The following is an 8594-nucleotide window of genomic DNA, read 5'->3' on the forward strand; positions in this document are numbered from 1 at the left end:
CGCCGTCTCGCCATTTGCCGATCTCGTCGGCCCAGGCCAGATGGTGGGCGGCGCCGCGAAGGCCGTCCGGCTCGGCCGCCGAATAGAGGGTCGCGATCGTGCCGTTCGGCCACACGAGCCGGTCCAGCGACGGCTCGAAACGGGGCCGCTCGGCGCCCTGGCTGACCTGCAGCAGCCCGCTTTCTCCTTCGACCATGATTGCGCGCGCCTCCCGCATCGTCGCACCGACCAGCGCGATACGGCACAGGCCGTGACGGGCTGTGAAGGCGCGCACCCATTCCGCCCCTGCCCGCGTCTTGCCATAGCCGCGGCCGGCGAGAATCAGCCAGACGCGCCACGAGCCGTCGGGCGGGCGCTGATTTCCGCGTCGCCAGAATTCCCAATGGCGCAGCAATGCCACCCGTTGATCCGGCTCGAGCGCGTCAAGCACCGCAAGCCGTTCCCGATCGCCGAGCTGTGCCAGTCGTTCGGCGACGGACGCCTCATCCATCGCGATCGCCGGACGGCCCGTCCGCCAGGGACCGTTCGCGCATCGCGGCGAGGCGGCGGTTCAATTCCTCGAACGCCTCTTGGGGATCGCAGGCGTACTCCGCGCGTTCGCGGGCGCGCATCGCCGTTTCGCGATGGGCCTGAAGCAGACGGATGCCCACCGCGTCGCTATACTGTTTCATCACCGCGACTTCGCGGTCGCCGCGCACGATGGGCCTGTCGGTTCCGTTGATGGCCCGCTCGAGCATCACGAGCTCCAACCGCTCATAGGCGATCATGACGGCCTCGTCCCACGCCGCCCCGAATCCCGCATCGCGCTTGCGCAACGCACGCACCGAACTTTCCTTCATGCCCGCCGCCTCGACCGCGGCCGTCACGTTGCAGGTCGCCGCCAAGGTCTCGAGGAAAATCGCCCGCCGTTCCTCCGTCCATCCATCGTGACGCTCCGCGCGAACTTGCGGGCGCCCCGGCGTGTCGCCGGCATGGTTCCGGGCGGCATGGCTGGACCGGTTCCTTTTCGACATCGACATCCACCAAAGCAAAAAGCCGGGAAACGCCCCCGCGCCCCGGCTTGATACAATTCTCGATCTTGGGTGTTTGTACCTAAACAGCGTTACGATGTCAAGATAAATTTTCCCATTTGGTAAAAAATGGCCGCGTTCCCGCGAACCGCGCCGATTGCCCGGATTGCGACTGGGCTCGCGAGGCAGCAGCCGGATCGTCCCGGCTCCGGCTTCGTCCCGGAACCGGACGGCTCGATCGCCCATCGCCCGTTAGTATTGCGGCTCCGGGCAAGACTATTTCTGGGCAACGCCGGAACCGCCCGGCCCCTCCGCGCCTTATTAGGGTAGACACAGGAGGAAAGCCGCGCCGTGAACAGAGTCGTCCGTATCCAGAATTTCGCCCGTATCGGCTATCTCGCCCGCGGGGTCGTCTACATACTGCTCGGATATTTCGCGCTGGCCAGCGCCGGATCGCAGGGCACCACGGGCGTCCTCGAACGGATCATGCAGGCGCCGCTCGGCGGCATCCTGCTCGCGCTCGTCGGCATCGGCCTGGCCGGTTATGGCGTCTTCCGCCTGTACGGCGCGATCATCGACATCCAGGGCGACGGCACGGACATTACGGGGCTGGCCAAGCGGACCGGTCACGCGGCCAGCGGGCTCGCGCATCTCTACCTCGCCTGGTTCGCGATCCGCACGGTGATGGGCGCCAACCTGTCGGGCGGCGGCGGACAGGAAGCGGCGAGTTCGATCGCGTCGCTGCCCGCCGGAGAAATCCTGCTCGGCCTGATCGGCATCGGCTTCCTGCTGGCCGGTCTCAACCAGGCGGTGAAGGCCTATACCGGCAAGTTCATGAGCCTGCTCGATGCCGATGCGCCGCACCAGGCCGAATATCTGGGCCGTGCCGGCTATGCCGCCCGGGCCGTCGTCTATGCGCTGCTCGGCTGGAAGATCGCCACATCGGCATTCAGCGGCCGGGCGACCGATGTCGGCGGAATCGGCGCGGTGCTCGACGCGTTGAGCGATCCGCAATGGCTCTACATGGTCGTCGCCGCCGGCCTGTTCCTGTTCGGCGTCTTCAGCCTCGTCATGGCGCGGTACCGCACGATCCGGAACGACGACGTGCTGAACCGGCTGCGGGGATGACCGGCCGGGCGCTGCCATTTTTTTCCTCGAACACCGGACGGATCGATGTTCTTTGATGACAATATGACGCTCGACCTGCTCACGCGCGCGCTGGTCCTCGGTCCGCTCACCGTCGCGTGGGTGATCGTCACCGTGCAGATCGTCGGCCTGCGGTCCTTTTCCAAAATGACGGCGTTCGACTTCGTCATCACGGTCGCGATCGGTTCGCTGCTCGCCAATGCGGCCGTGGCGTCCGAATGGCCGGCCTTCATCCAGTCCGCGCTCGCGATTCCGGCGATCCTTGCCGTCCAGGCCGGGCTCGCCTGGCTCCGGCGCACGAGCGATGCGGCCCGGGAGGCGCTGTCGAACGATCCGGTGGTCCTGTTCCGCAACGGCAAGTTCGAACGCGACACGATGGCGCGCGTCCGTGTCGCCGAAGACGATATCTGGGCCAAGATGCGCGAAGCCAATGTGCTCGAACTCGGCAAGGTGCGCGCCGTCGTGCTCGAAACGACGGGCGATATCTCGGTGCTGCACGGCGAAACGCTGGACGAACGCGTGATGACCGGCGTCGCCGGCCGGAAGGACGACTGAGCCGGCGACCCGTCAGGCCGCGACCACGTCCTTCATCTCCGCCAGCGCCTCATGCTCGATGATGCGTTGGGTCGTGTACACCCGCGCCGTTTCGCTGAGATCGCGGCCGAGGTGCCAGTCGAGGATCTTCATCGTTTCCGGGATCGGCGGCAACAGCAGCACGTCGGCCTGGCTCAGACTGTCGCGCACGACGCTGGCGCTCGACACGACCATCGAGCGCGACATGATCTCGACGATGCTCGGAAAATCATGTTTGGGCTTGCGGCGGAAGATGATGTCCGCGAGCAGCTTGCCGCGCGAGCGCAGCGAACTGTATTTCGTATCGAGCCGCCATTCCTCGCCGGCGTCCGAGCGCAGCGAGACGACCACGTTCGGCCCGGCCTTCGCCCCGCGCATGATCATCACCGGGATATTGTCGAGCACGCCGCCGTCGACGAGGATGTCGCCTTCCTCGGTGATGAAGGGCGGCAGGATGGTCGGCAGCGATCCGGAGGCGCGCACGGCATGCCAGAGCGGCCCGCGGCGATGGACATAGACGCTGTTGGTCGACAGGTTCGTCGACACGCCGAAGAAATTGTACGGCAGATCGGCGATATCCTTGTTGCTGTATCTGAGCTCGAGCTGCTCGTCGAAAACGCGCGGATCGAGGATCGAGTGAACCGGCACGGTCACCCGCTTCATCGCCTTTTTCGCGATGAACATGTCCTGCATCTGCACGATCGTCTCTTCGGGCGTCAGCCCCTGGGCGAGCGCGCCGCCCATCGCCGCGCCGGCGCTGGTGCCGCCGTAGAAGTCGATCGGAATGTCGTTTTCGAGCAGCGCCTGCATGACGCCGACATGGGCGCAGCCGAGCGCGCCGCCGCCGGCCAGCACCACGCCGTTGGCGCGCCCCGCCATGAAGCGGCCGACCCGCGCGAAGGCCGCGTCGCTGTCGAGCGCGACATGGTGGTGGAGCTTGACGTTGCGGCTGTCGAGCCAGCGGCCGCTGCCCGTTATCTCCTGCCGCTCATGCTCGCGCCAGAGCAACAGCGTGCGGTTGGCGCGCAGGAATAGCGGGATCGCATAGTCTTCCAGGTCGGAGCGCGCGCATTCCTCCTCGAACAGCGGCGCGACGATGATCAGGTCGTCCGAATTGCGCGCGATCGCCCGGTCCCATTGCCGGTCGTTTCCGGCGACCAGAATGATCCGCTTGGCGCTGCGCTCGAGTTCGCCGAGCCAGCGGCCGAAACCCTCGCTATCGGCCGCTACGCCGTCCGGCTTGTCGGCCAGGGTCACGAGGCGTGGTTCATCGTAGCGTGCCAGAGCGGCGCAGAGGCGCTCCGCGAAACCTGCGGGAAGTTGCGATCCGGCCGCCGGAATCAGCGCCACAACCTTGCCGGGTTTCGCTTCCATCGCGCGGGCCGAGCGGGTCGCAACCGCCAGCCGCGCCGATACGGTCGAGAGGATGCCGTCGGCGATCTCGGGATAGGTGGACACCACGCTGTCATAGGCGGCCCGGGTCAGCCGGTAGACGGTGCTGTCTCGGCTGGCGCGGACATCGGCGGTCCGCACGCCGCCCGAAAAGAAGGCCAGTTCGCCGACCGGTTCTCCCGCCCCGATTTCCGCAACCACGCGGCCGTTGGACAGTTGCACGTAAAAACGCCCGGTCGAGACGAGATAGAGCGTGTCCGCCTCTTCGCCATAGCGCACAAGATAGTCGCCACCCTTGACCGCTATCGGTTCGGCGGCGTCCTGCAATGCCTGAAGTCCGGACTCTTCCAGCCCGGCAAATGCCTCGACTTGTGAAAAGTCGTTCGCCATCCCACGCCCCCTTCGTGTGTCCGGGTGCGACCCCCCTGTTATCTTCGCGCACTATCTAGCGGATTTTGCGGGGCTTTGGAAAGAGCCCGAGTGGCGTCCCGCGCCCTAGTACAGCATGTCGATTTCGCGGGGCAGGAAATAGAGCGTGGCGAAGACGGCGACCGCGACCAATATCACGCCGGCGCCGAAGCCCCTGCGCTTGTTCAGCCATCGCCACCGGCTCGCGGCCTCTGCGCCCCGCGCGCCGTTCGCCCCGCCGTCCTGCGCCAATCGCCTGAGAAAGACCGGTACGCCGGAAAAGGCGAGCAGCGTCATCAGCGCGCCGCACACAAACCAGAGCGCCTTGCTCCAATAACCGGCGAAATAGCCCATGTGCAGCGGGTCGGCGGCCTCCGAAATCCGCTGGTGCAGCGTGCCGTCGCCGCCCGAATGCCGGTCGAGAACTTTCGCACCGAAGGCGTCGACAAGCACGCCATTGGCGCGCGGGCGGACGAGCAACGTTCCGTCCTGCCCGTAGAAACCGAACGCCGCGCCGTTCGATCCCGGCCAGGTGATGCGGCGGATCGAAAGGTCGGGATAGGCTTCCCGCGCCATGGCCAGGGCGGCGGGCAGCAGGGCGGCGGCCTCCCGATTGACCACCTTGTCCTCGGTCCCGGATACGGCGGAGAAACCCGGCGCCGGTGCCGCGACTTCCTCGGTCAGATACCAGAGGCCCGTCAGCGCCATGAGCAGCCCGAACGCGAGGCTCCAGACTCCGGCCAACCTGTGCAGGTCACCCCAAAAGGCGCGGCGGCCGCGGCCGCGGCGCGGCAGCCTGAAAAGACCGCGCCACCATTTCTTGTAGACCAGCAGGGCCGTGACGAGACTGATCAGCAGGAAGACGCTCAACAGCGAAACGAGAGTCGTGCCCAGCGGATCGCGCAGCAGCAGCCGCGAATGGATGCCGCGCAACAGCGCTTTTGTGGAGAGCAAGGCCCCCTCGCCCTGCACCGCGCCGGTCTCGGAATCGAAATAGACGACACGCATCTCGCCGCCCGGCAGGTAGATATAGGCGGCCGGGGCGAAGATCGGAGACGACCCCGCCTCGAACGTCTCCACGGCATTTTCCGGCGCATGTTCGGCCAGCGCGACCGCCATAGCCTCCCACGGCAGTTCGGCGGCGGGAACCACGGCCGACGCCCGTATCTGCGGCTTTATCAGCCAGTCGATCTCATCCGCAAAGACCGCCAGCGTACCGGTCAGGCAGATGAAGCCGAAAAGCAGGGAAAGGGTGATCCCGACAAAACCGTGGATCCGGAACCACAGCCGGCCCCGCCTTACACGTGGCCGGCGGGACTCCGGAGCACCGATATCGACCGTATCCGCCACACTCGCCATAAGACGTCTGTAGCGGAGCCTTGTTGCGAGTCAATCGCAATAACATGGGCGGCGATCGGGCGTGGAAGCCGGCCGGCGCCACGCTGGCCGGCTCACGGTTCGATAATCTTGCCGCAGGGCCGCACGAAACATCCTTCGCTCGCGACCGGAGAAGGACCGCGATTGACGCAACGCGTCCATCCCGCGCCCGTTTCGCCATGGTCCAGCGGCTCGAGTATCGAACCGGGACCGCCGAGATCGAATGCATCGACGCAGATCTCTTGCTCGAACTCGAGACCGAAATGGGGGCCATCGTTCCAAGCCAGCCGGGCGGCTATGGAACCGATACCCGACAGCCTGACCTCGAGCCCTTTGCGCTGATGAAACGCAAATCCGCTCGCGCCCAATCCCCTGGCCGAAAGATTGCGCATCTGGATCGCGCCCAGATGGATTCCGCCGGCGAAAAGATCGACATAGGCGAAAATCGGCATGCGCGGCGGCCGGTAGGGATAGAGACCGGTGTTCTCGGCTTTTGGCGGAGAATGCATGATCATCCGATGTCTTTCGCACCGGGCCGTTGCGGAAATCCTGACGGATATGCTTAACGCGCCGGACTCCGTACGTTACGGCTTATCGCGCCACGTCGGGACCTATGCGCGATCGAACGCCGCGCGCAGCCAGTCCCGCACCTCGTCATCGACATCGTCGACGAGCTCGAGCCGCATCCGGTGGCTGACCATCGCGTTGAAGCTGCCCGAAGGCTCCAGCCGCCCGACCGGTTCGACACCTTTGAGGTTCAGGCCCAGATCGACCCGGGTCTTCGTGCTCGGCTGGACGAGCCCGAACTGTTTGGAACGCCGCAGGCTGACATAGCTTTTCTTTGGTGCGAGCTCGGCATCGGGCCCGAGCGTCGTAACGAATGCGGCGATCGCTTCGTAGATCGGAAGCAGCCCCGCCTTCGCCCCGGCATATTGCGCCGCGACGAGGTCCGTTTCGCCGCCGCCCGCCGCCTCTTTCGCCTTGTGCGCGACGAGATTGGCGAAGCCGTGCCCCATGCCATGCTCGCTCTTCAGCAGCTTCACGATTTCGCCATGCTTCTCCGCGCCGCTCGTCGTGACGATCGCGAGCCAGTCCTGGAGCGGCCTGCCGGTCTTCTCCGGCATGTTCGCGATCATCGACGCTGCCTGTTCTTCGGGTGTCGCCATGATGTCCCCTTTTCTAAAGATTGCGGATCCGGTCGAACGGCCAGTTTTCGCTGCGGCAGACCTTCGGCGTGAACAGCCCCATGACCGGTCCGAGCATCGTCACCATCCGCCCGCTCATCAGCGGCCGGCCGGTCTCGACCAGCGCCTTGAGATTGCCCGTGATGAAGGGCCCGCCCTGCGCCATCGATTTTTGGGATTTGGTTCCGGCCGGCACATTTTCCGTGATCAGCGTGAACTCGGTGCCGCCGTCCACCTCTTTCAGCTCGTAAATCACCGTGCTGGGCGGGTCGTCGAGATTGGTGAACATCATCGTGTGCGCGTAACGGTGCGGCGGATCGAACTCGAGCACCGTGCCGACGACGCTCGTATATTTGCCGTCCTTCGACTGCATCGCCATCGGCTCGCCCGGCGCAAGGCCGTTGGGCGTCCGGCACACCGCGCCGAAGAAGAAGGGCAGCACCTCGTCCGTCTTCACCAGCGTGTTCCACACCGTCTCGATCGGCGCCTCGATGAGGATCTTGTAATAGGCGCGCTCGGCCGTCTCCGATCGCGGCATGGGCGTGTCTCCCGTCGTGCTTGTCATGTCGGATCCTTTCCTTTCGTTGCTGTCCGCGCCGCGGCTTCGGCGGCATATTTCAATCCGGTCACCCGGCCCGCCCAGAAGGCGCTGTATTCGTCGGTCCAGCGGTCATGGATCATCTGGATCGGCGCGGCGTTCAGATAGAGCCGCCGCACCCGCCCGTCCTTCTCGCTGATCACCAGGCCCGCTTTCTCCAGCACGGCAAGGTGATTCATGATCGCGATCCGGCTGACGTCGAAGCCCCTGGCCAGCTCCCCCACCCCCTGCCCCGGCTTTTCGCGGAGCAGGTCGAGAATGTGCCGCCTGACCCCATGCGCCAGCGCGTGAAAGACGGCGTCCATGTCCGAATCAGTAATCATGTAATTACATTATTACATTCATCGGGTGAGTCAAGCCGCTGTTCCGGAGCGGCGCATCGCGATGTCCGATGTGCATCGCTCTCATTTACATCCCGAACAGTTCCGCTAAACCACGGCGCCAACGAAAATAGAGTGTTGGGGAGTGAGTTGATGGCGGCGGACGCACCGGTTTCGGCTATGGAGGCGGCGGTCAACCGCGTCACCAATATCAGCGATTTCATTTGGGGCGGCACCTGGAACGGCGAAGAGATTCTGCTCGTTCCGCCGATGGTCGTGATCCTGCTCGGCGCGGGCCTCTACATCATGGCCGGCCTCAAAGGCTATCCGATCCGCAAGCTCGGTTCCTCGCTGGTCGGCATCTTCAAGAAATCCGACAAGAAAGGCGAAGGCGAAATCTCGCCCTTCGCGGCACTCTCGACCGCGCTGTCGGGCCAGGTCGGCACCGGCAATCTCGTCGGCGTCGCCACCGCGATCACGCTGGGCGGGCCCGGCGCGATCTTCTGGATGTGGATCACGGCGCTGTTCGGCATCGCACTGGCATTCGGCGAGGGTGCGCGCGCCGTCCGCTTTCGCGAACGCACCG

At 65.4% G+C, this 8594-nt stretch carries 11 protein-coding genes; 3 read left to right on the forward strand and 8 right to left on the reverse strand.

Features of this window, described 5'->3' with window-relative positions:
* Together ACTS1X_RS01760 and ACTS1X_RS01765 are read right to left on the reverse strand one after the other, a co-directional pair.
* The coding region (locus ACTS1X_RS01760) for a terminase large subunit domain-containing protein (protein WP_442612670.1) at positions 1 to 490 on the reverse strand (490 nt) is incomplete at its 3' end.
* The gene (locus tag ACTS1X_RS01765; RefSeq protein ID WP_442612671.1) at positions 483 to 1013 is read right to left on the reverse strand and encodes a hypothetical protein; all 531 of its coding nucleotides are present in this window, start codon (positions 1011 to 1013) and stop codon (positions 483 to 485) included. The genes ACTS1X_RS01760 and ACTS1X_RS01765, both read right to left, overlap by 8 nt.
* A gap of 348 nt (positions 1014 to 1361) precedes the next feature.
* On the opposite strand from ACTS1X_RS01765, the gene ACTS1X_RS01770 reads away from it, so the two are divergent.
* Together ACTS1X_RS01770 and ACTS1X_RS01775 are read left to right on the forward strand one after the other, a co-directional pair.
* Positions 1362 to 2138 carry a DUF1206 domain-containing protein gene (locus tag ACTS1X_RS01770; RefSeq protein WP_442612672.1) on the forward strand — a complete coding sequence of 259 codons (777 nt, stop codon included), beginning with the start codon at positions 1362 to 1364 and terminating at the stop codon, positions 2136 to 2138.
* A gap of 45 nt (positions 2139 to 2183) precedes the next feature.
* Positions 2184 to 2711 carry a DUF421 domain-containing protein gene (locus tag ACTS1X_RS01775; protein WP_442612673.1) on the forward strand — a complete coding sequence of 176 codons (528 nt, stop codon included), beginning with the start codon at positions 2184 to 2186 and terminating at the stop codon, positions 2709 to 2711.
* Between the two features lie 12 nt (positions 2712 to 2723).
* On the opposite strand, the gene ACTS1X_RS01780 is transcribed toward ACTS1X_RS01775, so the two are convergent.
* The 6 genes from ACTS1X_RS01780 to ACTS1X_RS01805 all read right to left on the reverse strand — a co-directional run bounded on the left by ACTS1X_RS01780 (position 2724) and on the right by ACTS1X_RS01805 (position 8011).
* A complete protein-coding gene (locus tag ACTS1X_RS01780; protein ID WP_442612674.1) occupies positions 2724 to 4511 on the reverse strand; it encodes a cyclic nucleotide-binding and patatin-like phospholipase domain-containing protein in 1788 nt (595 codons plus the stop codon).
* Between the two features lie 105 nt (positions 4512 to 4616).
* Complete coding sequence (locus ACTS1X_RS01785) at positions 4617 to 5888, reverse strand: PepSY-associated TM helix domain-containing protein (protein ID WP_442612675.1); 1272 nt, start codon at positions 5886 to 5888, stop codon at positions 4617 to 4619.
* 92 nt (positions 5889 to 5980) lie between these two features.
* A complete protein-coding gene (locus ACTS1X_RS01790) occupies positions 5981 to 6421 on the reverse strand; it encodes a hypothetical protein (RefSeq protein WP_442612676.1) in 441 nt (146 codons plus the stop codon).
* Between the two features lie 96 nt (positions 6422 to 6517).
* Positions 6518 to 7072, reverse strand: coding sequence for a DUF4287 domain-containing protein (locus tag ACTS1X_RS01795; RefSeq protein WP_442612677.1), 555 nt, complete (start codon positions 7070 to 7072; stop codon positions 6518 to 6520).
* Between the two features lie 13 nt (positions 7073 to 7085).
* The gene (locus tag ACTS1X_RS01800) at positions 7086 to 7655 is read right to left on the reverse strand and encodes an SRPBCC domain-containing protein (RefSeq protein ID WP_442612678.1); all 570 of its coding nucleotides are present in this window, start codon (positions 7653 to 7655) and stop codon (positions 7086 to 7088) included.
* The gene (locus ACTS1X_RS01805; protein WP_442612679.1) at positions 7652 to 8011 is read right to left on the reverse strand and encodes an ArsR/SmtB family transcription factor; all 360 of its coding nucleotides are present in this window, start codon (positions 8009 to 8011) and stop codon (positions 7652 to 7654) included. The genes ACTS1X_RS01800 and ACTS1X_RS01805 overlap by 4 nt, the downstream gene beginning before the upstream one ends.
* 150 nt (positions 8012 to 8161) lie before the next feature.
* Between ACTS1X_RS01805 and ACTS1X_RS01810 the strand changes: the two genes are divergently transcribed.
* A partial coding sequence (locus ACTS1X_RS01810; RefSeq protein WP_442612680.1) for an alanine:cation symporter family protein occupies positions 8162 to 8594 on the forward strand: 433 nt, incomplete at its 3' end.

Origin of the sequence: Parasphingopyxis sp., assembly GCF_052168275.1 — a bacterium.
In the GTDB taxonomy this organism is placed as follows: domain Bacteria; phylum Pseudomonadota; class Alphaproteobacteria; order Sphingomonadales; family Sphingomonadaceae; genus Parasphingopyxis.